Origin of the sequence: Arthrobacter sp. MYb23 (genome assembly GCF_002979775.1) — a bacterium.
Taxonomy (GTDB): domain Bacteria; phylum Actinomycetota; class Actinomycetes; order Actinomycetales; family Micrococcaceae; genus Arthrobacter.
Map to the genome: position 1 here is coordinate 25,304 of NZ_PCPR01000029.1, position 25,563 is coordinate 50,866.

General features: G+C 62.5%; 24 protein-coding genes. 11 read left to right on the plus strand and 13 right to left on the minus strand.

What is annotated here, in order from left to right:
• Positions 1 to 53 precede the first annotated feature (53 nt).
• The 3 genes from CQ020_RS21205 to CQ020_RS21215 are packed head-to-tail and all read right to left on the minus strand — an operon-like array spanning position 54 to position 5,741.
• Complete coding sequence (locus CQ020_RS21205) at positions 54 to 2,024, minus strand: glycosyltransferase family 2 protein (RefSeq protein ID WP_105693867.1); 1,971 nt, start codon at positions 2,022 to 2,024, stop codon at positions 54 to 56.
• Positions 2,021 to 3,715: a glycosyltransferase family 39 protein gene (locus CQ020_RS21210; RefSeq protein ID WP_105693868.1), complete on the minus strand. Its 1,695-nt coding sequence runs from the start codon at positions 3,713 to 3,715 to the stop codon at positions 2,021 to 2,023. Before CQ020_RS21210 ends, CQ020_RS21205 begins: the two co-directional genes overlap by 4 nt.
• Complete coding sequence (locus CQ020_RS21215; RefSeq protein WP_105693869.1) at positions 3,705 to 5,741, minus strand: cellulose biosynthesis cyclic di-GMP-binding regulatory protein BcsB; 2,037 nt, start codon at positions 5,739 to 5,741, stop codon at positions 3,705 to 3,707. Before CQ020_RS21215 ends, CQ020_RS21210 begins: the two co-directional genes overlap by 11 nt.
• 160 nt (positions 5,742 to 5,901) lie before the next feature.
• Between CQ020_RS21215 and CQ020_RS21220 the strand changes: the two genes are divergently transcribed.
• Positions 5,902 to 6,195, plus strand: a complete 294-nt coding sequence (locus tag CQ020_RS21220; protein ID WP_105693870.1) for a DUF503 domain-containing protein — start codon at positions 5,902 to 5,904, stop codon at positions 6,193 to 6,195.
• On the opposite strand, the gene CQ020_RS21225 is transcribed toward CQ020_RS21220, so the two are convergent.
• On the minus strand, positions 6,192 to 6,833 hold the full coding sequence (locus tag CQ020_RS21225) for a GntR family transcriptional regulator (protein ID WP_105693871.1): 642 nt from the start codon (positions 6,831 to 6,833) through the stop codon (positions 6,192 to 6,194). The two genes, CQ020_RS21220 and CQ020_RS21225, sit on opposite strands and share 4 nt — an antisense overlap.
• 222 nt (positions 6,834 to 7,055) lie before the next feature.
• Here CQ020_RS21225 and CQ020_RS21230 point away from each other — a divergent pair, with 222 nt between their 5' ends.
• The 6 genes from CQ020_RS21230 to CQ020_RS21255 are packed head-to-tail and all read left to right on the plus strand — an operon-like array spanning position 7,056 to position 12,273.
• Entirely contained in the window at positions 7,056 to 8,417 is a 1,362-nt protein-coding gene (locus CQ020_RS21230; protein WP_105693872.1) for an MFS transporter, read from the plus strand.
• A complete protein-coding gene (locus CQ020_RS21235) occupies positions 8,414 to 9,208 on the plus strand; it encodes a carbon-nitrogen family hydrolase (protein ID WP_105693873.1) in 795 nt (264 codons plus the stop codon). The genes CQ020_RS21230 and CQ020_RS21235 overlap by 4 nt, the downstream gene beginning before the upstream one ends.
• Before the next feature lie 9 nt (positions 9,209 to 9,217).
• Positions 9,218 to 9,904 (plus strand): DUF2848 family protein, encoded by a 687-nt coding sequence (locus CQ020_RS21240; protein WP_105693874.1) that lies wholly within the window; start codon positions 9,218 to 9,220, stop codon positions 9,902 to 9,904.
• The gene (locus tag CQ020_RS21245) at positions 9,901 to 11,373 is read left to right on the plus strand and encodes a 4-hydroxyphenylacetate 3-hydroxylase family protein (protein ID WP_105693875.1); all 1,473 of its coding nucleotides are present in this window, start codon (positions 9,901 to 9,903) and stop codon (positions 11,371 to 11,373) included. Before CQ020_RS21240 ends, CQ020_RS21245 begins: the two co-directional genes overlap by 4 nt.
• A 2-nt stretch (positions 11,374 to 11,375) precedes the next feature.
• Positions 11,376 to 11,747 carry a cupin domain-containing protein gene (locus tag CQ020_RS21250; RefSeq protein WP_105693876.1) on the plus strand — a complete coding sequence of 124 codons (372 nt, stop codon included), beginning with the start codon at positions 11,376 to 11,378 and terminating at the stop codon, positions 11,745 to 11,747.
• A 1-nt stretch (position 11,748) separates the two neighbouring features.
• Positions 11,749 to 12,273 carry a flavin reductase family protein gene (locus tag CQ020_RS21255; protein WP_105693877.1) on the plus strand — a complete coding sequence of 175 codons (525 nt, stop codon included), beginning with the start codon at positions 11,749 to 11,751 and terminating at the stop codon, positions 12,271 to 12,273.
• A gap of 122 nt (positions 12,274 to 12,395) precedes the next feature.
• On the opposite strand, the gene CQ020_RS21260 is transcribed toward CQ020_RS21255, so the two are convergent.
• The 7 genes from CQ020_RS21260 to CQ020_RS21290 form a co-directional block, all read right to left on the minus strand.
• Positions 12,396 to 12,716, minus strand: a complete 321-nt coding sequence (locus CQ020_RS21260; RefSeq protein ID WP_024819418.1) for a putative quinol monooxygenase — start codon at positions 12,714 to 12,716, stop codon at positions 12,396 to 12,398.
• Positions 12,717 to 12,834: 118 nt separating this feature from the next.
• On the minus strand, positions 12,835 to 13,728 hold the full coding sequence (locus CQ020_RS21265; protein WP_105693878.1) for a carbohydrate ABC transporter permease: 894 nt from the start codon (positions 13,726 to 13,728) through the stop codon (positions 12,835 to 12,837).
• Positions 13,728 to 14,744 (minus strand): carbohydrate ABC transporter permease, encoded by a 1,017-nt coding sequence (locus CQ020_RS21270; RefSeq protein WP_105693892.1) that lies wholly within the window; start codon positions 14,742 to 14,744, stop codon positions 13,728 to 13,730. Before CQ020_RS21270 ends, CQ020_RS21265 begins: the two co-directional genes overlap by 1 nt.
• 5 nt (positions 14,745 to 14,749) lie before the next feature.
• Complete coding sequence (gene ngcE, locus CQ020_RS21275; protein WP_105693879.1) at positions 14,750 to 16,159, minus strand: N-acetylglucosamine/diacetylchitobiose ABC transporter substrate-binding protein; 1,410 nt, start codon at positions 16,157 to 16,159, stop codon at positions 14,750 to 14,752.
• 560 nt (positions 16,160 to 16,719) lie between these two features.
• Entirely contained in the window at positions 16,720 to 17,130 is a 411-nt protein-coding gene (locus CQ020_RS21280) for an MmcQ/YjbR family DNA-binding protein (protein WP_105568125.1), read from the minus strand.
• 83 nt (positions 17,131 to 17,213) lie between these two features.
• On the minus strand, positions 17,214 to 18,026 hold the full coding sequence (locus tag CQ020_RS21285; RefSeq protein WP_258142145.1) for a polysaccharide deacetylase family protein: 813 nt from the start codon (positions 18,024 to 18,026) through the stop codon (positions 17,214 to 17,216).
• A 127-nt stretch (positions 18,027 to 18,153) separates the two neighbouring features.
• Positions 18,154 to 18,579, minus strand: coding sequence for a CoA-binding protein (locus CQ020_RS21290; RefSeq protein ID WP_105693881.1), 426 nt, complete (start codon positions 18,577 to 18,579; stop codon positions 18,154 to 18,156).
• Between the two features lie 217 nt (positions 18,580 to 18,796).
• Here CQ020_RS21290 and acs point away from each other — a divergent pair, with 217 nt between their 5' ends.
• The 4 genes from acs to CQ020_RS21310 are packed head-to-tail and all read left to right on the plus strand — an operon-like array spanning position 18,797 to position 23,992.
• Positions 18,797 to 20,956 carry an acetate--CoA ligase gene (gene acs, locus CQ020_RS21295; RefSeq protein ID WP_258142146.1) on the plus strand — a complete coding sequence of 720 codons (2,160 nt, stop codon included), beginning with the start codon at positions 18,797 to 18,799 and terminating at the stop codon, positions 20,954 to 20,956.
• Positions 20,953 to 22,143 (plus strand): dimethylsulfone monooxygenase SfnG, encoded by a 1,191-nt coding sequence (gene sfnG / locus CQ020_RS21300; RefSeq protein ID WP_105693882.1) that lies wholly within the window; start codon positions 20,953 to 20,955, stop codon positions 22,141 to 22,143. The genes acs and sfnG overlap by 4 nt, the downstream gene beginning before the upstream one ends.
• Positions 22,143 to 23,501 carry an O-acetylhomoserine aminocarboxypropyltransferase/cysteine synthase family protein gene (locus CQ020_RS21305; RefSeq protein ID WP_024819410.1) on the plus strand — a complete coding sequence of 453 codons (1,359 nt, stop codon included), beginning with the start codon at positions 22,143 to 22,145 and terminating at the stop codon, positions 23,499 to 23,501. The genes sfnG and CQ020_RS21305 overlap by 1 nt, the downstream gene beginning before the upstream one ends.
• Entirely contained in the window at positions 23,498 to 23,992 is a 495-nt protein-coding gene (locus CQ020_RS21310) for a CoA-binding protein (RefSeq protein ID WP_105693883.1), read from the plus strand. The genes CQ020_RS21305 and CQ020_RS21310 overlap by 4 nt, the downstream gene beginning before the upstream one ends.
• Here the strand turns inward: CQ020_RS21310 and CQ020_RS21315 are convergent.
• Both CQ020_RS21315 and CQ020_RS21320 read right to left on the minus strand, forming a co-directional pair.
• Positions 23,989 to 24,867, minus strand: coding sequence for a hypothetical protein (locus tag CQ020_RS21315; RefSeq protein WP_105693884.1), 879 nt, complete (start codon positions 24,865 to 24,867; stop codon positions 23,989 to 23,991). The two genes, CQ020_RS21310 and CQ020_RS21315, sit on opposite strands and share 4 nt — an antisense overlap.
• Positions 24,864 to 25,418, minus strand: a complete 555-nt coding sequence (locus CQ020_RS21320) for an RNA polymerase sigma factor (protein WP_105693894.1) — start codon at positions 25,416 to 25,418, stop codon at positions 24,864 to 24,866. Before CQ020_RS21320 ends, CQ020_RS21315 begins: the two co-directional genes overlap by 4 nt.
• Positions 25,419 to 25,563 lie beyond the last annotated feature (145 nt).

Sequence of the window (25,563 nt, forward strand, 5' to 3'; positions counted from 1 at the left end):
CTCAACCTCCATGCTGGGTTTGCTCAAGATTGGATCAAGATCAGGTGCGGTCATCACCCAACCCAGTGGCCGTCGTCGTGATATTCCGCCTCCAGTCCGTGAGGTGTCTTCTCCCATTTGTGCGGGCTGGTGAGCATCTGCCATGCGGCCCGCCAGGCCGCCACTGAGTGCAACACCCAGTAGAACGGGTTGAGCAACGCGAAGATCGCAATCCGCCATCCATGGCGGCGCAAGGTGGCCAGGCCGGAGACGATGATCATCATGGCGTTGCCGAACAGCATGGACACCACCCCGCCCACCAGCAGCCAGGACGGCAGGAACAACCCCACGATGTCGTAGCCGATGTAGGTCACCACGGTGAATCCCACTACCAGCGGGTAGGCCAGGAAGGCCAGGGGTGTTCCCAGGATCAGTCCGAGGAACCCGACGGTGCCGGCAACCCCTGTGCTCTTCATGTAGCGCACGGAGTTCCGGGTATTCACCGCGGAGGTGATCATGTAGCCCTTGATCCACCGGGTGCGCTGCTTGATCCACGCCGGCACCTGAGAGCACGCTTCTTCCCAGGTGGTGGAGTTGATGACTCCCACACGGTACCCGTCCACGGCTGCCCGCAGCCCCAGGTCCGCATCCTCGGTGACGTTCCAGGGATCCCACGCACCCACTTCCTTCAGCAGGGAGGTGACAAAGTGGTTGGACGTACCGCCCAACGGCAACGGGATGCCCGAGTTGTCCAAGCCCGGCAGCATGGAGTCGAACCAGTGTGTGTATTCGATGGTGAACATGCGGGTGAGGACGTTTTGGTCTGCATTGAAGTAGTTGAGGGCGGCCTGGACGCAGATCAGCGGCTTGCGGTTGGGATTGAGATGCTCCCGCTCGAATTCGTCCTGCGCGAAGGCTGCGATGGATGCCCTGAGTTGGCCCGGGTCCGGACGGTCCTCGGCGTCGTAGATCACCACGTATTCGCCGCGGGCAAAGGTCAGCCCATAGTTGCAGGCCCGGGGTTTGGTTTGGGGGTCACCCCTGGGTACCACCAGGATGCGGACGTACTCCGGGGGTCGTGAGGCCTTCGCGGCAGCGATCGTCTCCGCGTCGTCCTCTTCGAGGAGGACAAGCACATCAAGCTTGGACCTGGGGTAGTCCAGCTGACCGAGGTTGGTCAGCAGTTTGTCGATGATGTTCGCCTCACGGAACACCGGCACCAGGATGGTGTACACGGGCAGCTCGGAGTCTGGAACCCGCTCCTGAGCCACCGGCGGAAGGCCACGACGTGCACGTTCCCGGTCCCTGGCCCTCGCCACCGCAGAATCGTGCAGTTGATCAAAGGGATACCGGAGGCTGGCCAGGGATTTGAAGCCGATACTCACCAGGAAAACGATGTTGGCCGCGGCCAGTAACACGATGATGGCGGTTAGCGGCGAGATCACGAACGCCAGCATGATTCCTGCCACCAGAACCACCGGAAGGTAACGCTGCCACTGCGTCAGGGCGATGCGTGCGGACTCCCCCGGCCGTTCCTCGGCGAGGCGCTCAGCTGATTCGTAGAGGAGGTGGCGGCGGAAGGAACGCTGGATGGACTGATTGATGTCCCAATCCGTGGTGGTGCGGAACTCCACCCCAGCCGCATCGAAGCGGCCCGTTGCTTCCTCAGCTATTTGGGCCGACGGAGCCACCGCACTTGCCACCACCAGCACATCGCCGTCCATCCGCCATGGCAGCCACTGCGGCTCCCCCACCTCGCTGTAGCCGAGCTTCTCCATGAGCGCGTCGGCGGGCGGTTCGGCCATCAGGTCAACCAGCGGGGCATCCCATTGCCGGGCAAGGACTTCATATACCCGACGGCGGTCCAGGCCGGCTTCCAGGATGAGGTGCCGGCCCAGCAACCCGCCTTCGCTCGCGGCACGTTCCAGCGCCCGTTCGAGCTGTTCGGGGGTCACCAGCCCTGCTGCGAGCAGCGTCTGTCCGATCGACTGCCGGTTGAGTTGCCCGTCCAGTTGACCGGCTGCGGAGCGGGATGTGGGTGTCATGAGTCTGAGGACCTTTCATAGATCCGATGGGTTGGCGTGGAGAACGCCAGAGAATAACGGACAGTGAAGGAGGGGCTTTTGACCATGGCCCGGTACACCAAGTCCGTGGGGCCGGAGTCGCGTGCCCCGGTCCCCGCTTCAACGTTGACGAACACCCATTTGGCATACTTCGCCGGGTCCTCCAGAGCAGGTCCAAAGTAGTCGCCGGAAGCGCGGTTGAAGATCTCCTTGAGCGGGACTCCCATGACCGGAAGCACCGCATTGCCGCGGGCACTTTCGTCCATCAGGATTCCACCGGACTCATAGTGCTCGTTGAGCCACCGTGCGGCAGCAGTTGAATTGCTGGTGGATTCAGCGGACATCCTGCCCTCCGCCAGCACGGCAAGCCGCCCTGTGGGATCCTCGTTCCACCAAACGTTTTGCATCACCAGCCCCGCCAACAGGGCAGCGGACACCCAAGGCCTGAGCCGCGCGGGCCGGGAGATTTCGTGCACGAACACTGCCACCAGAACGGCCACCAACGGCAAGGCCGTCAGCGCAAAACGGTTGTTCCACCAGGTGGAGGGCAACGAATGATCGTTATTGATGGCCGTTTGGCCCAGGAAGAGGCTCAGCAGCGCGAACGCATAGGCGCTGCCGGTCACCGCCACCAGCAAGGTGCTGTTGGCAAAGCCCCGCCGGAAGACCAGCACGACGGCGCCGCACGCCGCCAGCGCGAGGACCACCACGCCCACCGTCTCCAGCAGCGACCAATGGAAAGTAGTCAGCGTCAGCCCGGCGTTGCCCTTGGTAGGCAGCAACCCGCCGTCGGTGATGTTCTTCTGCTGAGCGTAAGCCGAGTACTGCCCGAACATGAACTCCAACGGGTCCCCGTAGATGGCCCAGTTATAGGAGATCCACCAGAGCACCGCCGCGGCAGGAATCATGACGTAGCCCCCGGCCATAATGAGGGCCTCGCGCCAATCGCCGGTTCGACGCTTGGAAACGATCACCACGAACAGCGTTCCAGTCATCACCAAGGCCCAGCCTTCATACCGCGAGAGAACTGCAGCTGCCGAAGGAATACCGGCGAAGACGGCAAGTTCTCCGGCACTCATTCGACGGCGGCTGGTAGCCCAGTGCGCCAGGCCCGCCATGCCGCCCACCATGCACATGATGAGCACGGGCTCGGTCAGCGCCGTGGTGTAGACGTACAGGATTGCCGGATTCGCGAGGACCACCAAGGTGGTGGCAAGCCGGCCGGCACGGCCCAAACCGAGTCGGGCAGCAATGAGATACAACCCGGTGGCTGTGGCGGACAGCGCCAGAATGCCCAGCAGTCCAGCCGCCCAGCCCGTGCTGAACAGCCACATGTTCAGCACGAACGGTGCCAGCAGCAGGTGTGGCATGGGCAGCCATACGGTACCCAGCTGTTCGAATCCAGGAGCCTTGCTGTCAAAGATGCGGCGTGCGATGGTCAGGTGGCTTTGGGCATCGGAGTAATCCAGGTTGGTGCCGTGACCAATCGTGTACAAGCACGCGAGGTAGCCCACCAACAGGGCCGTTAACGCGATGATCCTGGTGCCGGGAACCTTGCGGCCAGCTACCGGGGCGCCGAGCCGTTCCCAGCCCCGCATCACCACGGCAAACGCGGCGGGGACCGCCGGCTGCCGGTGGGCAGCCCGGCGAGGCGTGGCAACGCTAGTTGCCATGACCCGGTTCCGGCGTTCCTGTGGAGTCTGGTTCGCTCGCCTTTTCTTCAGCATCCACGTACGCCCGTGCTTCCTTGGCGCGGCGCCTCATCAGCAAAGTACGCACAGCGAACGCGAGGCCCAGCACAAGCACCACCCCGCCGATCCACCAGGCATACGGGCGGTAGTCGTCAGTAACGGCCTTCTGGGGAACAAGGGCATTGCTTTCCAACAGCACGGGAGTCCCTGAGGGCTGCGTGACCAGCAGGTTCCGGGACAGCGAGGCCCAGCCTCCTTCGACGCCGCCCACATGCGAGGCCAACGATGCCTGAAGGGTGGACGTCGCAGCCAGGTCACTGTCCGGGGCCCACGCGCCCAAAAGCAACAGATCGCGGCCACCCTGTTCAAAAGCCTCCAACACGCCGAACGGGGCAGAGGCACCCACGCCATATTCGACGTCGTCCGGTGAGATGGTGCGGAACTCCGCCAAGCGCAGCGGTGCCGAAAGCTTGTTGGCTGCCTCTGCGGTGGCACCAACCACCAACCCCGAATCACTGGAACCAGCCAAAGTATCAAGGCCCACCACGCGGGGATCCAGCAAAGAGGCACTGTCACGCTGCAAGGACGCCACCAGCGTGGCAGCGTTCACGGTGTTCGCCTGGGTGTTGTCGTCGCCGAAGGCCACAGGGACGCTCTGGCCAAACGCCTGCGGGAAGCGGGCGAATCCGGCTTTCGTGGAGCCGCCGCGGACGGCTGTGAGTGTGCTGCCCGCCGTGTCCAGGGTGACCTCCATGGGCATGACGCCCGCCGGTCCCGAGCAATCTCCGCCTGCAGGAAGGGCCGCCAAGCGGATCCGCAGACCGTTCTTCGCCTGAAGCTGGCCCGCCGGAACGTCCGCGTCCACTGTGAAGGTGTCACCGCCGTCGAGGTTCCTTGAACTCAGCAGGTAGTCGTTCCAAAAGACGGAAAGCTGGGCTTGGGCATTGTCCGGGACCGCCGTGTGCGTACCCTTGAGCTGGACTTTCACTGAGGAGACCGGGCCGCCGAACTGCGACTGGGTAACGCCCACATACGATTCCGGGGTGCCGTAGCCGGACAGCTTGAGGGTAGTGCTGCCGAGGTCTTTCAGGCTCTGCGTCAAGCCGGGCGAAGCAGGCAGCGCCGAGGTCAGCCCGGACACCGATGACGTCACGGCGAGCGCCGTCTTGTCGCTGGCGAGCGCGCGGGCGGCGGTGCGGAGTTGTTCGTCGTGGCCGCTGAGGATGAGTTGCGGGAGGCCGGCTGCGGTGGCGAGCCGGGTGCCGGTTTCTCCTTGGTCCGCGACGACACTGAGGATGCGGCTGCCCGCGGGAAGGGTCGCGGCGCGCGCCTCAAGCTCGGCGTCCGGAACCACGCTGACGGCAGCGGCCGGGTAGCGGTGGGACATGGCAGCGGAAGCGGTCATGATCGCAGCCGAAACGTCCGCACCGGGCGCCGCGGGGACGGGAAGCACGACGGCGGGCACGGCCGCCGGGAAGAACTCGCCTACCGTGGTGGGAGCCTTAGCCGTTCCGCTGAAATCCACCACCACGTTATTGAGGGTGGCCGTGGCGTTGGAAACCACGCACATGGTGGGTGTTGCCGGGACGAACTGCAGCCCCACGCTCAGCTGCTGGCTGGCAGTACCAGCGATGGTGACGTCGGCACTGCTCACTGCGGCGTCGAGCGGAATGATGGCCGCCGCAGTGGTTTCGAGGACTACCCGGCCGTTCACCGTCGCCCGCACTGTGCCTTCGGGCTTCCCTGCGCTTTCGGGCGTCCCTGCGACCATGATGCTGCCCTTGATCCGGGTGGGTTCCAGGCCTGCCGTCACCGGCACCACCAGCGTCTGCTCAGCTTGGCCGGCCAGTGCCGAGACTCCGGAGGACGTTTGGAGGGCTCCGCCCTCAGGTGGCGCGGCGTAGGCCACCGGAGAAGCGAGTGCACTGAGCGCCAAGGTTGCGGCGCATGCGAGGATGATGCCCGCAGCATGGGGTCGGTTGCGGGTTCGGGCAGGGGTTTGGGGCACGATGTCAGTCCTGAGTAACTAGCAGCGAATGAGTCCGTCGGCCGTTTTAGGCCAACCTCATAGACACTGCCGAAGAGATCTCAAGGAGTGTTGCTGGGTTTGATCAAGATTTCATCAAGTCCACGTGATCCGGCTCGCTGACCTGCGGTGATAATGAATCATGTGGATCGGTTGGATTGAGTTCGACGTCCTTTTGGGCGACGTCCATAGCCTCAAGGAGAAGCGCTCGCTGGTCCGGCCCCTGCTGGCCGAGCTGAAGCGGCGCTTCGATGTTTCTGCTGCCGAAACAGGGTTGCAGGACCAGCATCGGCGCACACTGATTGGGGCTGCGCTGGTGGCCCCTGACCACGCGCATCTCCAGCAAGTGCTCGACGCCGTTGAACGGTTCGTGGCTGCCCGGCCCGAGTTTGAGCTGCTGAGCGCCCGGCAGCGGGAGCTGCACAGCGAGGACTAGTAACCGATGACGGCCAAGCGCGTTGAGTCCAGGTGGGCGTCGATCGCTTGGTGGGCCGCATCCAGGCTTCGGCTGCGCAGTGCGTCCACAATGAGCTGATGCTCCCTAAGAACGTCCCCTGCGCGGTCCGTTCCCTGGCTGACTGCTTTGACGCCGATCCTGAGTTGCTTTTGCCGGAGCGAAGCGTAGAAGTCGGCCAGGACGGGATTTCCTCCGGCACGGACCATGAGGGTGTGGAACTCGGTGTCCAACTCAATGAAACGGGCCGGATCATCCTTGGCTTCCCGCTGCTGGTCGATGACTCGCTGGAACGCGTCGATCTGGGCGTCCAGCATGGACTCCAGCGCAGACACTGCCCACTTCTCCACCACGGACCTGGCCTGCAGGATAGCCCGGACATCGGGGTCGGAGATGGGCGGCACGTAAGCGCCCTTGTGGGGGATCCGCTTGACGAACCCTTCCGCTTCGAGGCGCAGCAAGGCCTCACGCACGGGCGTACGTGAGGTGCCCGTGGTCTTGGCCAGGACTGCCTCGTTCAGGAAGGTTTCTTCCTCCCGGGGCAGGGCTGCGATGTAGCTTTTCATCCACTGGTAGGCCACTTCTGGCTGCGACTGTGCAGCGGGGGTCATCTGGATCATGCAGAGCCTTTCTCGCGAAGCCCACAGTATACGAGTTGCATTCAGGATGTTCCGGACGTCCCGAAAAACTTCTCCTCCAAATATAGACAGGTTGTATACAACCCGTCTACAGTGAAGTTCAGTGACTCCGCTCACGCATCGGAAAGACCCCATTTTTCCTGGGAGCCCCCGCCGCCTGTTTCACCGAAAGCCCGCGGCTCCCCATCGCAAAGGATCCCCAGAATGACCGATTTGAAGAAAGCAGAACTGAGGCAACAGAAGCACTCAAGCCTCCCTGTTGTGGCCGCTTCGAGCCTGGCCGGCACCGCGGTGGAATGGTACGACTTCTTTCTCTACGGCACAGCCGCCGCGCTGGTATTCAACAAGCTCTACTTCCCCACCGACGATCCCCTGGTGGGCACCATGCTGGCACTGGGAACATTCGCTGCCGGCTTCCTGGCCCGCCCGATCGGAGCCATCGTCCTGGGCCATCTCGGCGACAAGCACGGACGCCGCGCCACGCTGGTGGCCAGCCTGATGCTCATGGGTGTCGCCACCACCCTCATTGCCTTCATTCCTTCATACGCTGCCATCGGCATAGCCGCTCCATTGCTGCTCTTGCTGCTCCGCCTGATCCAGGGATTTGCCCTGGGCGGCGAGTGGGGCGGGGCCGTCCTTCTCGTCTCCGAACACAGCAACGAAAGCACCCGGCGTGCGTTCTGGGCGTCCTGGCCCAACATGGGACCGCCCCTTGGCAACCTGATGGCGGCCGGTGTCCTGGCCATACTGGCTGCCACCATGCCGGAGAGCGAGTTCCTAGCATGGGGTTGGCGCATCGCGTTCGGATTGTCTGCCCTGCTGGTGGTCATTGGCCTTATCTTGCGGCTCTACGTGCAGGAAACCCCGCTCTTCAAGGAAGCACAGCGGAAGCGCGAGGCCGAAGGCAACAAGGAACGCAAAATGCCGTTGACCATCCTGTTCCGCCGTAACTGGCGGGAAATCCTCATCGCCACCGGCAGCCGGATGGGCGAGAACGCAGGTTTTTACATCTACTCGCTGTTCATCATCACCTACGTCACACAGATCATGGGACTTCAGAGGCAGACTGGGCTCACTGCCGTCATGATCGGCCAGGGCGTCGCCGTCGTCGCGATTCCTGTCCTGGCGCTCTACGCAGACAAGGTGGGCCGCAAGCCCATCCTGATCGGCGCCTCGATCGCCACCATGGTGTGGGCCTTCGCCTTCTTCTTCCTGCTGAACACCGGCCAGCTGTGGGGGATCATCGCCGCCGCAGTTGGTGGCCTGTTGATCTTCGCAGCGTACAGCTCGGTCATCGGAGCGTTCTTCTCCGAGCTCTTCCCCACGGACGTGCGTTACAGCGGCACCTCCGTGTCCTACAACTTGGCGTCGCTGATCGCCGGCTCGCTGTCCCCGATCATTGCCCTGGCCCTCTACAGCGCCTTCGGCACCGGCTACGCAATCGGCGTCTATCTCGCCATCATGGGCTTGATCTCCATGGTCTCGGTGATGTTTGCCAAGGAAACCAAGGGCCTGAAGCTCAGCGATTTGGACGAGCCGACCAGTAAAGAGAAGGAACAAGCATGAAAATCGCACTGGTCCAGGTGGCAAGCCCTGACTCTGAGGCCCGCGAAGACCGGATTGACAGGGTCGAAGCGATCCTTCGGGGTATCGAGGGCGCCGATCTGATCGTTCTGCCCGAACTGTGGAGCGCCGGCTACTTCCACTTCGACGAGTACGAGGCCCTGTCAGAAACGCTCGACGGGCCAACCGTCTCCATGTGCTCACGGGTAGCCGCAGATCTTGGCGTCCACCTTCACCTCGGCAGCATTATCGAAGCCGGTCAGGATGGCCAGCTCAGCAACACCTCCATCCTGCTCGGACCGGACGGCAGCGTGATCCACACATACCGGAAAATCCACGTCTTCGGTTACAAATCCAAGGAAGCCAGCCTCCTGACAGCCGGTTCCGCCTTGCCCGTGGTGCGCTTGCCGTTCGGTGCAGTTGCCGGAATTACCTGCTACGACCTGCGCTTCCCCGGATTGTGGATGGAGCTGAGCACCCGCGGCGCCGAGATGGTCATCGTCCCAGCGGCGTGGCCCGCAGCGCGCAGGGAGCACTGGCGCCTGCTCACCACGGCCCGTGCGGTGGAACACCAAATCTTCGTGATTGCCTGCAACGCCGCCGGAACCCAGGAAGGCGTGGAACTCGGCGGGCACAGCAGGGTGGTGGATCCAGCTGGCAACGTCATCGCCGAAGCAGACGCCCGCGAGTCAGTACTCATGGTGGACATTGATCCGCAGCAGGTGAGCACCGTCCGCAAGGAATTCCCTGTCATCAATGACCGCCTCGCGGACTACAACACATTGGCTGTCTAAGGAGACGGAATGGAAACAACAAGGCAAGTCCCACTCACCTTCAGGGTGGTGGGCACGGACGAGACAATCGTGGTCTCGGACTTCCACGGAGTAGTAGCCGGCTACACAGGCCGGGATCCTAAGGCAGTCCAGCATCACATCGACGAGCTGGCAGCCATCGGCGTAGCTCCCCCACCGGAGGTTCCCATGTTCTACCGGATGGATTCGGACCTGTTCGAAACCTCCGGCGAGCATGACACGTCGGAAAACCTGACCTCCGGCGAGATCGAACCCCTCTACATTCGCCACGACGGCCAGTACTACTTGGGCATCGGTTCCGACCACACAGACCGTGACATCGAAGCCCAGGACATCGGAGACTCCAAGCGGGCCTGCCCCAAGCCGGTCGCCGGTGCCGTCATCGCCGTCGAATCCCTGGAGAACCTCGACCTCGACCAATGCACCGCACGCTCGTGGGTGGACGGGGAACTGTATCAGGCGGGTTCGCTGAGCGGTCTGCGCAAGCCCGCCGACGTCGTCGAGCGCCTTTTAGCCCGCACCGACATCGGTGACGCCGATTTCATGTGCCTCGGCGGCACGCTGCCGCTGCTGGACGGAAAGTTCGTGGATGGAACTTCCTGGAAGTTGGAGCTCTCTTTCCCGAATGGGACCACAATCGAACATAACTACAAAATCAAGAAAGGCTCACTTCGATGAGAACCGGTAAGCAGTATTTGAAGTCCCTGAACGACGGCCGGACAGTGATCCTCGATGGCGAGGTAGTCGGCAACGTCCTGGAACACCCGGCCTTCGCGAAGGTTGCCCAGACCATGTCCGAACTGTTCGACATCGCGGCCGATCCCGCCAACGGCATGCAGTTCCACTCCGAGGAAATCGACGGACCCGCAAACCGCACCTTCGCCGCTCCCCGCACGCAGGAGGACCTGGTACTGCGGCGCCAGGCGATCGAGAAGTGGGCCAAGCACACACACGGCTGGGTAGGCCGGAGCCCGGACCATGTTGGTACGTTTTTCGCAGCGTTCGGCTCCCACCCGGAGGTCTTCAAGAACGAGGAACGCGACTTCGCCGGCAACGTGGAGCGGTACTACAAGAAAATCCTGTCCGAGAACCTGTACCTGTCCTACGCGATCATTCCCCCGCAGGTATCCCGGGCAACCACAGCGTCAGGGTGGGAAGGCGAATACCTGCAGGTCGGCGTCGTGCGTGAAACCGAGGAGGGCATCATTGTCCGCGGTTCGCAGATGCTCGCCACCGGCGCCGCGATTGCCGATGAAGTTTTTGTCACCTGTATCAAGCCACTGGGCCCGGACGATGTTGACTTCGCCGTCAGCTTCGCCATCCCAGTAGCCACCGACGGCTTGAAGCTCTACTGCCGACGCCCGTTCGCCCCCGCCGCCACCAGCGACTTCGACTACCCGCTGACCAGCCACTACGACGAGCCGGACGCCCTGGTGGTCTTCGACGACGTCCTCATCCCCTGGGACCGCGTGTTCATCAACCGAAACATCGACACCCTGCGCCGCCAGTTCTTCGACACTGGAGCCCACGCCTTGGGCAACTGGCAGGCCCAGATCCGGTTCTCCACCAAGCTGAAGTTCATTGCCTCCGTGGCCCGCAAGGTCACGCAGGTGAACGGCACGGACAAGATCCCAGGGGTCCAGGAGAAACTCGGCGAGCTCGCCGCGATCGTGCAGTCCGTTGAATCGGCCGTCCTCGCCTCTGAATACACGGCAACAACGGACGATGCCGGCATGAGGATTCCAGGGAAGAGCGCACTGTACGGGGCCATGGGCCTGCAGTCCGAGACGTACCCACGAGTGATCTCGATCCTCCGCGACCTGGTGGGCGGCGGCGTCCTGCAGTTGCCCTCCAGCATCGCCGACATGACCAGCAGTGTCACCCGACCGGACATGGAACGCTACGTTCAGTCCCCCGGCGTCGCCAGCGAGGAACGCGTGAAGCTGTTCAAGCTGGCCTGGGACATCATCGGCTCCGAGTTCGCCGGCCGCCACCAGCAGTACGAGATGTTCTATGCCGGGGCACCCTTCGTGGTCCGCGGCGCCTACACCTACAGGAACTACGGCTACGACGCCCTGGTGGCGGAGCTGGACACGTTCCTGGGTTCTTACAGCATCGCGAGCACCACCAAATCTGAGGGGATCTGACCATGGCAAAGCCCGAATTCGAGTTCACCCCCGTTTCCTCGGTGGACTTCGCACCCTGCAATCCGCACATCGAGGGTCTGTCGGAGGCCATCCTTGCCCGGGATTCGGACAACGACAGCGTCACTCGCATCCTCAAGTTCGAGCCCGGCACGGACACCTCCCCCAACGGAGTCCTGACGCATGACTTCTGGGAAGAGGTGTTCATTTTCGAGGGCTCGTTCGTGGACCAGCGCCTCGGCAAAACCTTCAAAGCCGGCGACTGGGCAACCCGACCGCCGGGGATGGAGCACGGCCCGTGGGTCTCCGAGAACGGCGCCAGGATGTTCGAAGTCCGGTACTACACGAATCCGGCACCAGCGGAGCGGAGCAACTGACATGAGCCTGGCACCAGCCTTCACCATCCCCGATGCCATGGGGATGCGCCGCGCCATGGGCCGCTTCCTCACGGGCGTGGCCGTGGTGACCACTCAGCACCAGGATGAGCAGTACGGGATGACCATCAGCTCGCTGACCTCCATCAGCCTGGAACCGCCCATCCTCATGATTTCGCTGAACTTCGGTACCCGGACCGGAGAGGCACTGATGGAGAGCGGCAAGTTTGCGGTATCCATCCTGGGCGCGAAACAGGAATCAGTGGCCCGGCGGTTCGCCGTCCGTGGCGGGGACCGCTTCGGCGACGGCGACTTCGACATCACCGACAGTGGACTGCCGGTCATCAAGGGCGCCCTCGCACAGGCGGACTGCACCGTTGTGCAGCAGTACGACGTCGGCGATCACCAGGTCTTCTTCGGCCAGGTCACCACCTGCCGGGACCGGGACGGCGAGGTGCTCGCGTTCAAGGCAGGCCGTTTCGGCTCGTTCTCCGACTTCGGTCACGCAGAAATCCCCTGGATGTTCTGAGTAGTACGGTCGGGGGCCTGTGCCACCACGACCTTCTTTGAATCACAACCGCCCCCGACACGCCTCTTTGAAGGCGTGTCGGGGGCGGTTTGCTTCCAAAGTGGGTGGATGCGGTACAGCCGCTACGCGATTGTCAGCTCACCCATGCGGTCCCAGCCGCTGCCTTCGAACTGGCGGCTGATGATGTGCGGGGTCTCCACTAGCGCCTGAGGCATGTCTGCCATGGCTTTCTTGAAGTGCTCGCTGTTGACGTGGGCCTCAGCAGCATCGTCCTGGAAGGCTTCTACCAGGACGAACTCGTTGGGGTTGTCCACGCTGCGGGACCAGTCGAACCACAGGTTGCCGGGCTCTTCGCGGGTCGCCTTGGTGAAGTCGGCCACCAGATCCAGCCAGCGCTCGGACCAATCGGGCTTGACGTTGAACTTGACCACAATAAAGATCACGGGCAGCTGCCTTTCGTTGCACTAGAGAATCTGTCCCAGTCTTTCAGACTTAAAACCCGACGGCGGCCGCCACCCTCAGGTGACGACCGCCGTCGAACGCTGTTTTAGCGTGGTTGTACTACTTAGAGGTGCCTTGCGAGACGGAGCCCTGCAGCTGACGCTGGAAGATCACGTAGACAATGAGCACCGGAATGACCGTGACGCTGACGGCTGCGAACAGCGCGCCGTAGTCCACGGCGTAGCCCATCTGGCCGGCAAAGGCCGCGAGTTCCTGGGAAAGGACGCGCGGACCGGCGGCGTTGATGGACACCGGGATCAGGAACTGGTTCCACAGGCCCAGGAAGTTGAAGATGGCAACCGACGCGAGGCCCGGCTTGGCCATCGGCAACATGACCTGGAAGAACGTCCGCCACTCCCCTGCTCCGTCGAGGGCCGCTGCTTCAGTGATTTCGTGCGGCAGTGACTTGAAGAAGGAGAACAGGAAGAACACCGTGAACGGGAGCGCGAAGCCCACGTACACCAGGATGAGTCCCGGCAGGGTGTTCAAGAGCCCCATGTTCTTCAGGACGAAGAACAACGGCACCATGGCGAGGAAGATCGGGAATGTCAGGCCGGCCAGCATCAGGTAGTAGATGGCCCTGCTTCCCGGGAAGGTGTACCGGGCCAGAACGTAGGCGCACATGGCACCGAGGACCATCACGATCACCAGGGCTGCGGCCACAACGATGATCGAGTTGAGGAAGGCGCTGCCGATTCCGGCTTCACTCCAGGCCTTGACGTAGTTGTCCAGCTTCCACTCGCCTGGCAAGGCGAACGGCGAAGCGAAGATCTCGCTGGACGTCTTGAAGGAGGACATGAAGGTCCACAGGAGCGGAAGGATGACGATGAGCGTCCAGATGGTCAGCGCGGTGTGGGACACCGCTCCCACCACTTTGTCACCCGGCGTGGTTGCCGGGGTCCGCGGCTGGAAGTGCAGTGACTTCATTTCCGGGGTTGAGACTTTGGTTGTCATTACAGGCTCACATCCTTGTCGCCGCCGGTGAGCCGGTTAACCAGGAACACCAATCCGGAGAAGATCAGCGTGGCAATGGCCAGCACAACGCCCATGGCACTGGCGAGGCCGAACTGTCCCTTGCTGAATGCGGTGAAGAACAACTGTTGCGCCATGACCAGCGTGGAGTTGTCCGGACCACCACCGGAGTTCAGTGCCGCCATGTAAACGAACGCATCCAACGCCAGAATCCCCATGTAGATGTAGGCGGTCTGGATGTTGTCGCGGATCAGTGGAATGGTGATGGACACCGCGGTGCGGAAGCGACCTGCGCCATCAATCCTGGCAGCCTCGAAGAGCTCGGCGGGAATGCCCTTGATGCCGGCAACGAAGAGAACCATGTAGAAGCCAACGAAGCCCCACACAATGACGAACATGGTGGCGATCATGGCGGTGTTCTTGTCACCCAGCCAGGCGAAGTCCTTGAACTGGTCCAGACCAAGGCCGGTCAGGATGCCGTTGAGCAGACCACCGGAGGGATCGTAAATCTGACCCCACATGATACCGATAGCCACCGCGGGGATGGTGTACGGGAAGAACGACACCACGCGGTAGAAGCTGGAGTTGCGCAAGCCCTTGATCTGGCCTTTGCTGCTCCCGCCTACGGTCACCAGCGAGGCAAGCACCAGGCTCAGGATGATGGTGATGATGGGGAGGAAGATGACCAGGAGGATGTTGTTCCCCATGGCCTTCATGAAGATGTCGTCGGTAAAGATCTTCACGTAGTTTTCGAGGCCGATGAAGTTCTGGTTGGGAGAGAAACCGGACCAGTCCGTCAGCGAATATCCGAAGGCCTGGATAAAGGGCCAAATCACGAACAATAGGTAGATCGCCAACGGCAGCCCGAGGAACACCGCAAAGAAACTGACCTTGTCCCATGTCAATGGCTTACGCCGCCGCCTTATAACTTGCGGTGGGGCTTTCGCCGGAACGACGGCGGCCAGGCCGTCGTCGTTCCGGCTCTGCTGAGTTTTCACTGAGGTCACTTCACTTCGATCTTCTTGACCGAGCTGTCGTTGCGGACCTTGTCCGAGATGTTCTGCAGTGCGGAGGTGAGGGTTGCTACGTCGGACTTGCCGTCCAGGAAGGTGTTCCAGACAACCAGCTGGTCCTTGTTGGTTCCGTAGAGGTCAATGAAGTTCCAGGTGTAGATGTCCTCGCCGGCATCGCTGAGCATCTTCGTTTGCGAAACCAGGGCCGTGGAACCGAAACCGTCGGCCGGGACTGTGTCCTTGACGATGGTGGGCGCGAGCTTGGTCTTGGCGAAATTGGTTGCAGATTCCTTGGACAGCATGATGCGCAGCAGTTCCTTGCCGCCGGCTGCGTTCTTGCCCTGTGACGGAACAATGAAGGGCTCGCCGGCAGCACTGTGAAGTGCGGTCTGCGGCATCTTGGGGCTGGCGCTGACTGACGGGGCCGGGGCACCCATCATGTTGAAGCCGGCTTTGGTTTGGTCCTTCATTTCGTTCTCAATCCAGGACCCGGACGGGTAGAACACGGCTTCCTGAGCGTTGCTCCACTGAGCCTGGGCTGCGGTGAACTGGGTGCCGGAACCACCCGGCTTGAAGAAGCCGGCCTTGACGATCTTATCCAGTGCAGCGAAGACGGATTGGATGGCCGGGTGGGACCAGCAATCTGCTGTGAGGTTCTCCAAGCCGATGCGGACTTCGTCGCCACCTTCCTTGATGGCGGAGGCGATGGCCAGTTCCTGGTAGTAGGTGGCTGCTTCCTTGCCCCAGACGAAGAGGTACTTGCCCTTGGCTTTTGCCTGCTCGCCCAAGGCGTACATTTCATCCCAGGTCTTGGGAACGGTCCAGCCGTTTTCCTTGAGCAGGGAGTCCGAATACCACACGGCGAAGACGGTCAGCACGTAGTTCAAGGCAGCAAGCTTGCCATCGAAGGTACCTGGAGCCAGTACGCCGGTGTACAGGGTGTCCTTGATGACCTTGCCCTCAAGGTTCTTGGCCTCTACAACGCTGGTGAGGTCTTCAAGCTGGGCAAGGATGGTGCTGAAGCCGATGGCCTTCGCGCCGGAGTTATCGATCAGGTCCGGCGGGTTGCCACCGACGAAGCGCGGCTGAAGTTCCTGCGCAATGTCCGTGGACGGAGAAATCTTTGCAGTGGAGCCCTCATGCGTCTTTTCGAAGATCTTGCCGGCGAACTCGACGTAATCGATGCCGTAACCGCCCTTGAAGATCACGGCGTCGAGAGCGGCCTTGTCAGCCATGCCGAACGGGTTGGTGTCCGATACTGTGCCTGTGGGGCCGGTGGTGGTGGTGCCTCCGCCTGCGGCGCAGGAAGCGATGGTTCCCCCCATGGGCACGAGCACGGCTGCTGCGAGTGCTCCGCGCAGGAATCCACGGCGGCCGACGGACTGGTGCTGAACGTTCATTTCTAAACCCTCCAGTGACTCGTAGTGTCAGGACTGTTGCGGCGGGATAGCCGTTCAGTCAGACAGTCTGGGTTGGCGCTCTGGCAGCACCAACCTTCTGTGACATAATTCACCAGGAATGATCGAAAATCAATCTTTCTTGGTACTTTCGATCAACATTTGTCAAAGTGTGATCTTTCTACGGGCCGCCTGCGAGGGCCTTTCCGCACTCTGTGATCGCATGTCGGGCAACACACCTTTGCCGCTCAGTTCCCAGTGGTACCGCGCATTTTTCGGCCATTCGGAACCCCTCCCAGGCCTTGGTGAGCCGCTTTTTACCCTGTGGAAACGAGCGGGGACCTACGCGCAAAGCAATCATCCACCGCTCGCTCCGCTCATCACGGCCCATTCGGGTACATTCGAGGGCCTTGGAGGCTGCCGGGTCGCGAACGTTCCATGGATGATCCGGCGTCTTCTGATCCAGCATCAAACCGCTCCTGACCAGCGCGTGGCTGAGGTCTCTAGGTATGCAGTATCAATCTAGCCCCATGTCAGCGCCGTGGGGAGGGTCTGCGGGCGTGTCAGGAGCCCTGCCGTTTTGCGAGCCGTGCCCAGCCGAGCTGCTCCTGTTGCTTGCGGCTCAGCGTGGCCACCACCAGGTCATAGGAGTCCTCCACCATGTCCCGGATCATGTCATCGGAAAGGGCCCCGTCCAGGCGGACTCCGTTCCAATGGGTCTTGTTCATATGCCAGGCGCCGGTGATCTCCGGATTTGCTGCCCTGAGTTGTTCAGCCAATGCCGGCTCGCATTTCAGGCTCACGGACCAATTGTCCGGATCCATGGAGGACAACGCGAACATCTTGGCCTCATGCCGGGCCCCGCCAGCGACGGCGGACCGCACCTTGAACACGGAGGTCTCGGGGCCGAACGGGAAGTCTTCGAACACGCCGGGAAAGCTGAGGCAGATCTCGCGAAGAGTGGGAACGTCCATGGGGAGAGCCTACTGGCGCTCCACGCCGGAGGCCACGCTGCTGGGGGCCACGCTGCTGGAGGCCACGCTGTTGGGGGCCACCCCTACGCGACGCCCAGGAAGTCCTCCAACAACACGACTTCAAGTCCCGCAGCTAATTGGGCAGCGCGGAAGGCGGCCAGGTCAGCTGCAAACTCAGCCCGGAAGTGCATGAGCACAATATCGCCGGGACGCAGGGAGTTGCCCACCTGGTAGTCCATCTTCCCGGCGTTTGCCTTGGCCTCCCACGTCACGATCGCCTTCATCCCTGCATCAGCAACGGCTTGGCGCATCACGTTGGAGTATGCGCCTCCCGGGGGTCGGAAAAGGGTGGGACGGCGTCCGTAGTGCTGGAACGCGTACTCCTGCATTCCCACCATGTCGTTCACCTGCTGCTGGTAACCCCACTGCCGCACCATGTTGATGTTGTGCGTGACAGTGTGGTTCTCGATCAGGCTGCCCTGGGCTTTGAACGCATTGAAGAACGCCGGGTTGTCCGCCACGGTGTCCCTGGTGAGGAAGAGTGACGCGGGATAGTCGTACTCAGCCATGAGCTTGACGGACTCCGGCGTTTTGATGTTGCCGTCATCAATGGTCAGGAATACCACTGGGTGCTTGGTCTCGATCTTGGTAATCACCGGTGCCAGCCCTCCGACAATCGGCGGCAGTTGATAGTCCGGGATGAAGGTACGCCGGATGCGCTTGGTGGCGGTGGGTGTTGGAGAAGCGGACGACGTCGGAACCTCGCCGCCGACGGCCAGCGCGCCATTCGGGCCCGGCACCTCGGGCGAGGCGGCAGCGCCACTGGGCGTCTGCGCCGGCGTCGACGTTTCAGCGGCACCGCATGCCGTCAGGCCAGCCACCACGGAAGCGCCCATGACACCCAGCATGGCCCGTCTGCTGGGAACGGAAAATGGCATCGCAGATCGGCCGCCGAACATGGCTGTCCCCCAAGACTCAAGAAATGATTCAGGTGAAATCTAGCAGAGGAAAGCGTCCTGCGAATTACAAGCCGTAATGCCAGCCCTCGCGTGCCGGGCAGGAGTTCACCACGACCTCTAGTCCAGCGTCCTGCGCACGCTGCGTGGCCTCGTCATCGAACACGCCCAGCTGCAGCCACACGGCCTTGGCTCCGATCGCAATCGCCTGGTCGATCACCGCCCCCACGCGTTGGGAGTTGACGAAGCAGTCCACAACATCGATGGGGTGCCTGGCCTCGGGGATCTCCGCCAGGGATTTGTAGCCCTTTTCTCCGTGCACATCCTCGCCCTTGAGGTTGACGGGGATGATCTCCATGCCCATCTTGTCCCGGACGTAGAGCGAGACGTCATAGGCGGAGCGCCATTGATTGGTGCTGAGGCCCACTATCGCCCAAGTGCCCTTTGTTCGCATCAACCGCTCCACGACGGCCGGATCGTTGACATGCATCATGCCCCCAGCTTACTCCCGGCCCCCTCGCAGCAACTTTGCCGAATATTCTGCATCTTTAACTGCCTCAGCGGCTGGAACGGTGAATATTACGCCTGGCGACCGCCTGATTATGAGCAAAATGAACGATCGGCTTTAGTGGAGAACGACCATCCCAGCGATACAGAGGGCGACCATCCCTTTGTCCGCACAGCGCCGACTCCAGGCATGGAGATTTCCCATGACGTCAGCCGTACCCAAAATTTCACACACCACTTCGGACGCGACGGCCTCTGAAGAAGGGCTGCTTGACGCGCCCGGCTCCCTTAACGGCTCTTCGGGATGGTCCTCGACTGAGCCCACGGACGGCGCAGTGCACGGCGCTGTCTTGGGCGAGCGGGCGCGTCAACGCGGTTTTGATGGCAGTGGTTTTGATGGCAGTGGTTTTGATGGCAGTGGTTTTGATGAGAGTGGCTCGGCCGTTGGCTTTTGGGAAGAGCAAGCCCGCCGCCTGCACTGGGCTGCGCCCTGGCACACCGCCTACAGCTGGACACCCACGGACGTGGAAGCGGCCCAGGGCCCTGACATTAAGTGGTTCGACGGCGGCAAACTCAACGTCGCGTACAACTGCGTGGACCGTCACGTGCTTGCCGGCCGGGGTGACAAGGTAGCCCTGTACTTCGAAGGCGAACCGGGTGACCGGCGTGCCATCACCTACGCGGAGTTGCAGAGCGAGGTATCCAAGGCCGCGAACGCGCTCCTGGAACTTGGCATCAACAAGGGTGACCGCGTGGTCATCTACCTTCCGGTGATTCCCGAGACCGTCATCATTACCCTGGCGGTAGCCCGCATCGGAGCCATCCATTCTTTGGTCTTCGGCGGTTTCTCCGCGGAAGCGCTGCGTTTCCGCGTGGAGGACACGCAAGCGAAACTCCTGGTGACCACGGACGGTCAGTACCGCCGCGGGGTGGCTGTGCCGGTCAAGGCGAATGCCGATGCCGCGGTCTCCGGAGACAACGCCATCGAGCGCGTACTGGTCATCAACCGGACCACTCCCGCCGAGGACCTTCACACCGTCACCATGCAGGAAGGCCGCGATGTGTGGTGGCACGACGTCGTGCACACCGCCTCCGACGTCCACGAGCCCAAGGCATTTGACGCCGAGACTCCCCTGTTCATCATGTACACCTCCGGGACCACGGGGAAGCCCAAAGGCCTGGTCCATACCTCGGGCGGCTACCTCACGCAGGCGTCGTGGAGTTTCGAGTACCTGTTCAGCAACCCGGACCCTGAGCTGCGGGACAGCGATGTGCACTGGTGCACCGCTGACCTGGCATGGGTAACCGCCCACACCTACGAGATTTACGGACCGCTCTCCAACGGCGTCACCCAGGTGATCTTCGAGGGCACGCCCAACACCCCGCATCCCGGCCGGCATTTCGAGATCATCGAACGCTACAAGGTCACCCAGTACTACACGGCGCCCACGCTGGTCCGCTCCCTCATGAGCTGGTTCCCGGACGGCGTCCCGGACAGCTACGATTTCTCGTCCATCCGGCTTCTGGGCACAGTAGGCGAGGCCGTGAATCCCGAGGCCTGGCGCTGGCTCCGCGACAACATCGGCGGCGGCACTGCTCCCGTGGTGGACACGTGGTGGCAGTCCGAAACAGGCGCCACCATCATGTCGCCCGCCCCCACGGATACGGAGTTCAAGCCGGGCTGCGCCGCGCGGCCACTTCCCGGTGTGAGCACGAGGGTAGTGGATGAGACCGGAGCTCTTTCAGCGCCCGGCGTCCAGGGCTTCATCGTGGTGGACCGTCCTGGCCCCGCCATTGCCAGGACGGTTTGGGGCAACCCGCGCCGCTACTTCGATTCCTATTGGAGCCAGTACGCCGAGCAGGGTTGGTTCCTTGCCGGCGACGGTGCGAAATACGATGCCGACGGCGACATTTGGATCCTTGGGCGCGTGGACGACACCCTGAATGTCTCCGGCCATTTGCTGTCCACCATCGAGATTGAGTCCGCTTTGGTTTCACATCCGGATGTGGTGGAGGCCGGGGTCTGTCCGGTGGCCGATCCCACCACAGGCCACGCCGTCGTCGCGTTTGTGGTCCTTCGAGGCGACGCCTCGGGTGACGCATCCAGCGAGTCAGCAGCCCACGTCGCCAACACGCTGCGCAACCACGTGGCCAAGGAGATCGGCCCCATCGCCAAGCCGCGCGACGTCGTCGTGGTGGCTGACGTACCCAAGACCCGCAGTGGCAAGATCATGCGCCGGCTGCTGACCCAACTCTTTGAGGGGTCCGCCCTGGGCGATACCACCTCACTCCAGAACGAACCGGCAATTGCCGGCATCCAGGACGTCCTGCGCGAGCGGGCCCTAGTAAAGGAAAATTCATGACTGAGATCAGCAACGTCGCACGGCTCTCCGAACCGCTCAAGTTTGCCTATTGGGTTCCCAACGTTTCCGGTGGTTTGGTGGTGTCCACCATCGAGCAGCGAACCGGTTGGGACTTCGACTACAACAAGAAGCTGGCGCAGATCGCAGAAAACTCCGGCTTCGAGTACGCCCTCACCCAGACCCGCTACGCCGCTTCCTATGGCGCGGACAAGCAGCACGAGGCGACGTCGTTCAGCCTCGCTTTGCTGGCTGCGACCGAGCGCCTCAAAGTCATCGCCGCCGTCCACCCGGGCATGTGGCACCCCGGCGTGCTGGCAAAATTCATCATCACGGCCGACCACATCTCCAACGGTCGCGCTGCAGTCAACATCGTCTCCGGCTGGCTCAAGAGCGAGTTCACCAACTTCGGCCTCGAATGGCTGGAGCACGACGAACGCTACGTCCGCACCGAGGAATTCATCAAGGTCCTCCGCGGCCTGTGGACCGAGCAGGGCTACAGCCAGGGCGGCAAGTACTACAACATCACCGACTTCACCCTCAACCCAGCACCCGTTGAAGTTCCCGGCCGCGCCCACCCGGAGGTCTTCTTCGGTGGAAACTCGACGGCGGCACAGGCCACCGCCGGTCGCGTCGCCGATTGGTACTTCTCCAACGGCAAGGACCTAGAGGGCTTCAAGGAAAACATCGCCGGTGTGGTGGCGGCATCCGGTGAGACAAAGCGCGGCACCGAGGGCGCACTGTCCTTGCCGAAGTTCGGCCTCAACGGCTTCGTCATTGCCCGCGATTCGGAGAAGGAAGCCCGCGATACCCTCCGCGAGATCGTGGAGAAGGCACACAAGCCCGCCGTCCAGGGGTTCCGGGACGCCGTGCAGGAAGCCGGCCCGTCCACCAAGGACGGCAAGGGCATGTGGGCTGATTCCTCCTTCGAGGACCTGGTCCAGTACAACGACGGTTTCAAGACCCAGCTGATCGGCACCCCGGAGCAGATTGCCGAGAGGATGGTGGAGTACAAGAAGATCGGCGTGAACCTGTTCCTCACCGGTTACCTGCACTTCCAGGAAGAAGTCGCCGCGTTCGGCCAGGACATCCTGCCGATCGTCCGCGAACTCGAGGCTGACCTTGCCCGCAAGAACGGCACTGAGCTGGATCTCTCCAACACCCCCGTCGCCGAATCGGTGGCCGTCTAATGGCTGACCGCACTTTCGGTTTCCGCACCCGCGCCCTGCATGCCGGAGGCACTCCCGACGCCGAGCACGGCGCCCGGGCGGTGCCGATCTACCAAACCACGTCCTTCGTTTTCAAAGACACCAACGATGCCGCGAACCTCTTTGCGCTGCAGAAGTACGGCAACATCTACTCGCGCATCGGCAACCCCACGGTGGCCGCTTTCGAAGAACGCATCGCATCCCTTGAGGGTGGCATCGGGGCGGTAGCAACGTCGTCGGGCATGGCTGCCGAGTTCATTACTTTCGCCGCGCTGACCCAGTCCGGCGACCATATCGTGGCGGCATCGCAGCTCTACGGCGGCACGGTCACGCAGCTGGACGTGTCCCTTCGCCGCTTCGGCGTGGACACCACGTTCGTGCCCGGAACGGATCCTGCCGATTACGCCGCAGCCATTCAGGAGAACACCAAGGCGCTCTTCGTCGAGGTGGTGGCCAACCCGTCGTCGGAAGTCCAGGACCTCGCGGGGCTGGCCAAGGTAGCGCACGACGCCGGTATCCCCCTGGTGGTTGACGCCACCTTGAGCACGCCTTACCTCGTGCGGCCGTTCGAGCATGGCGCCGACATCGTGATCCATTCAGCCACGAAGTTCCTGGGCGGACATGGCACCACCTTGGGCGGCGTGATCGTGGAAAGCGGTCGATTCAACTGGGGCAACGGCAAGTTCCCCATGATGACCGAACCCGTGCCCTCCTACGGAAATGTCTCCTGGTGGGGCAACTTCGGGGAGTACGGCTTCCTCACCAAGCTGCGCTGCGAGCATCTGCGCGACATCGGACCGGCGCTCTCACCGCTGTCCGCCTTCCAGCTGCTGCAGGGCGTTGAAACACTCCCCCAGCGCCTGGACGAGCACCTGAAGAACGCACAAGCTGTGGCCGAATGGCTCGACGCCGATCCCCGCGTGGCCTACGTGAACTACTCCGGCCTGCCCTCGCACCCGCACTTCGAACGAGCACAAAAGTACCTGCCCAAGGGCCCGGGTTCTGTTTTCTCGTTCGGTGTGGCCGGCGGACGCGCGGCAGGACAGAAGTTCATCGAATCCTTGCAGTTGGCCTCGCACCTGGCCAACGTTGGCGATTCGCGCACGCTGGTCATCCATCCCGGGTCCACAACGCACCAGCAGCTCAGCGCCGAACAGCTCGAGTCCGCCGGTGTCCCCGAGGACCTGGTCCGCATTTCCGTGGGCCTGGAGGACTTGGAGGACATCCTTTGGGACCTCGATCAGGCACTGACCGAAGCACAGTCGGCTGATTCCGCGGTTGTTGAAGAACCCGTGGAAGCCTGCACTGTTGGCACCCAGACTGTAGGAGCGAAAGCATGAGCACCGCAGAACGTTCTTGGGAAGGCCCTTCCGCGCCCGAGCGCCTGTCACTCCTGCGCCAGGCCAAGTCCATCGCCATTGTGGGGGCCTCGGACAAACCGTCCCGGGCCAGCTACTTCGTGGCCACTTACCTGCAGTCGTCAACACGCTACAAGGTGTACTTCGTGAACCCCGTGGTCAAGGAAATCCTGGGCCAGCCGACCTACGCGTCACTGGCGGATCTGCCCGAGTCGCCTGACATCGTGGACGTGTTCCGCAAGCACGACGACCTCCCCGGAGTGCTGGATGAAGCCGTCGCCGCAGGGGCCAAGACCTTGTGGCTGCAGCTTGGTTCGTGGCATGAGGACGTTGCACGCGATGCCGAGACGGCGGGCCTGAACGTGGTGATGGACCGCTGTGTGAAGATAGAGCACGCCCGCTTCCATGGCGGGCTCCACCTGGCCGGCTTCGACACCGGGGTGATCTCTTCCAAGCGGCAGGTGCTTGCCTAACGTTTAAGCCACTGCTTCCACTTATTCGCGGCGTCCTTGAACTGCTCTTCAGCCCGCTCGTTGCCGAGTCCGGGAGGCAGGTGTCCTGGTTTGGCTCCATCCGCCCCGGGCAAAGTCTTTGCTGGTTTACCGGCACCCTGCAGCGAAGCATCGGGCCTGGCGGCTTGCTGCTTCCCCTCCTTGCCCGAGCCGGGCTTTGCCTGCGGGCTCAAGGCTGGATTCGGCGGAGTATTGGGCTGTGGGGCGGTGCCTGAGGACGGCTGTTCCGGGGCAGCGGCAGGCGCTTGAACCACGACAGGTGCCTGCGGCGGTGACTGTACTTTTGCCTGTGCCGGCGGCTGCGCGGGTGCCTGCGCCTGTACCTGTGCCTGTGCCTGTGCCTGTGCGGGAGTTTCGGCAGGTGCAACACTGCCCGGCACCGGTATGGAACCAGCGGCCGGGATGGTCGGAATCGCAGCTGGATCCACCACCGGGGCGGGTTCTGTGATGACGCGCGGGGCGTCGGGAATTGGCAGTACGGGCGCGGCGGCTGCAGGCTGCGGCCGGACGTTGCCCAAAAGTTCATCTATGAAGGACGGGTTCCGGGTGAACCCGGAGCTTGAGGCAGCAACTCCACTGACGCCCAAGCCCATGGCTGCCACCACGGCAACGCCTATTACGGCGGTGCGGTGTTTGTGCCTCCAACGGCGTTTGCTGACTTCATCATGCGGGCCAGCCAGCATGGCGGAAAGCTCCGGACCCGGAGTTGGGGCCGCAAGGTTGGCGAAGGACCCCATGGAGAGGAGAGCAAGCCGGACGTCAGACGAGTCGGCGGCGTCGGCGTCGAGCAGTAGCCCGTCCACCATCGCTTCGCGTTCGCTATCTCTGGATGTCATGGCGCCACGTATTCCTTTACAGCCGAATGCTCACGGAGTGTAATAAGTGCCCGCCGCTGCAGCTGTTTCACTGCCCCGGCGGATTTCCCCATGATGTCGGCAACCTGCTCAACGGTCAGGCCAGCCACGATGCGAAGGGTCAAGACCTCCCGCTGCTCGTCGCCGAGGTAGTCCAGGAGTCTCATGACCTCCTTGGGCGCCAGGAGTCCCATAGCTTCCGTCTCTGCGGAACTCACTTCCCGGGTATCCCGGTCCGGCTCAAACTCGTGCTGTTCCGGCGACCTGCTTTGCTTCCGATGCTCATCCACCATGCGGGCATGAGCCACCGAGAAAATGAAGGTTCGGAGGCCATGGACCCCGCCGCTGATGTCATCCAGCCGGGGCAGGACGGCAAGGAACACGTCCTGCGTGACTGCTTCCGGATCTGATACACCCTTAGCCGTCAGATAACCGAGAACCTGGCCGGCATACGCCTGGTAGACGGCGCCGAACAGTTCCGCGTTATTGCCCTTGAGTGCATGTAGCGCTTCATCGGTCAATGCGTCGGTCACAGGAATGAGGCTTTCGATCGGCGGCAGGTCCGTTGCCTGGACCTGGACATCCGCCATGTCACCAACGGACGACCCCACCAAGGGTAACTGCTCTGCCCGGCCTTCCAAAGGAGGACCCGCTGGCCTAGCAAACACCCTCGAGACC

Excerpts from the sequence above, each read along its gene's own strand:
- CQ020_RS21250 (WP_105693876.1), top strand. The coding sequence starts at position 11,376 with ATGGCAAAGCCCGAATTCGAGTTCACCCCCGTTTCCTCGGTGGACTTC.
- CQ020_RS21290 (WP_105693881.1), bottom strand. The coding sequence starts at position 18,579 with ATGATGCATGTCAACGATCCGGCCGTCGTGGAGCGGTTGATGCGAACA.
- CQ020_RS21305 (WP_024819410.1), top strand. The coding sequence starts at position 22,143 with ATGGCTGACCGCACTTTCGGTTTCCGCACCCGCGCCCTGCATGCCGGA.
- CQ020_RS21280 (WP_105568125.1), bottom strand. The coding sequence starts at position 17,130 with ATGGACGTTCCCACTCTTCGCGAGATCTGCCTCAGCTTTCCCGGCGTG.
- CQ020_RS21315 (WP_105693884.1), bottom strand. The coding sequence starts at position 24,867 with ATGACATCCAGAGATAGCGAACGCGAAGCGATGGTGGACGGGCTACTG.
- sfnG (WP_105693882.1), top strand. The coding sequence starts at position 20,953 with ATGACTGAGATCAGCAACGTCGCACGGCTCTCCGAACCGCTCAAGTTT.
- CQ020_RS21310 (WP_105693883.1), top strand. The coding sequence starts at position 23,498 with ATGAGCACCGCAGAACGTTCTTGGGAAGGCCCTTCCGCGCCCGAGCGC.
- CQ020_RS21205 (WP_105693867.1), bottom strand. The coding sequence starts at position 2,024 with ATGACACCCACATCCCGCTCCGCAGCCGGTCAACTGGACGGGCAACTC.
- CQ020_RS21245 (WP_105693875.1), top strand. The coding sequence starts at position 9,901 with ATGAGAACCGGTAAGCAGTATTTGAAGTCCCTGAACGACGGCCGGACA.
- CQ020_RS21230 (WP_105693872.1), top strand. The coding sequence starts at position 7,056 with ATGACCGATTTGAAGAAAGCAGAACTGAGGCAACAGAAGCACTCAAGC.
- CQ020_RS21240 (WP_105693874.1), top strand. The coding sequence starts at position 9,218 with ATGGAAACAACAAGGCAAGTCCCACTCACCTTCAGGGTGGTGGGCACG.
- CQ020_RS21210 (WP_105693868.1), bottom strand. The coding sequence starts at position 3,715 with ATGGCAACTAGCGTTGCCACGCCTCGCCGGGCTGCCCACCGGCAGCCG.
- CQ020_RS21235 (WP_105693873.1), top strand. The coding sequence starts at position 8,414 with ATGAAAATCGCACTGGTCCAGGTGGCAAGCCCTGACTCTGAGGCCCGC.
- CQ020_RS21265 (WP_105693878.1), bottom strand. The coding sequence starts at position 13,728 with ATGACAACCAAAGTCTCAACCCCGGAAATGAAGTCACTGCACTTCCAG.
- ngcE (WP_105693879.1), bottom strand. The coding sequence starts at position 16,159 with ATGAACGTTCAGCACCAGTCCGTCGGCCGCCGTGGATTCCTGCGCGGA.
- CQ020_RS21225 (WP_105693871.1), bottom strand. The coding sequence starts at position 6,833 with ATGATCCAGATGACCCCCGCTGCACAGTCGCAGCCAGAAGTGGCCTAC.
- CQ020_RS21255 (WP_105693877.1), top strand. The coding sequence starts at position 11,749 with ATGAGCCTGGCACCAGCCTTCACCATCCCCGATGCCATGGGGATGCGC.
- CQ020_RS21220 (WP_105693870.1), top strand. The coding sequence starts at position 5,902 with ATGTGGATCGGTTGGATTGAGTTCGACGTCCTTTTGGGCGACGTCCAT.
- CQ020_RS21285 (WP_258142145.1), bottom strand. The coding sequence starts at position 18,026 with ATGGGCGCTTCCGTGGTGGCTGGCCTGACGGCATGCGGTGCCGCTGAA.
- acs (WP_258142146.1), top strand. The coding sequence starts at position 18,797 with ATGACGTCAGCCGTACCCAAAATTTCACACACCACTTCGGACGCGACG.